Origin of the sequence: Planktothrix serta PCC 8927 (genome assembly GCF_900010725.2) — a bacterium.
GTDB lineage: Bacteria > Cyanobacteriota > Cyanobacteriia > Cyanobacteriales > Microcoleaceae > Planktothrix > Planktothrix serta.
The window spans coordinates 1-218 of sequence record NZ_LR734893.1; the positions used below are offsets into that span (position 1 = coordinate 1).

A 218-nucleotide genomic window follows, 5' to 3' on the forward strand; every position below is an offset into this window, starting at 1 on the left:
GAACAATTAGAGGCATTAATGCCCGATGGGAGTCAGGTTGAAAGTGAGTATACTGAAATGGAAAGTACGTTACATTATCTCCAATTAGCGTTATTAGTGTCTTGTTTAGATTGGTTATGGAGAGACAGAACAGACTATTTTATTGGCGCAAATTTAACGATTTATTTTAGTCGTCAACAACTGAGAAATCGAGACTTTCGCGGGCCGGATTTTTTCTT

The 218-nt window shown here is 37.6% G+C and carries 1 pseudogene; it reads left to right on the forward strand.

The window, feature by feature from the left end:
* Positions 1–218, forward strand: a pseudogene (locus tag PL8927_RS27515) (Uma2 family endonuclease); the annotation flags it as partial.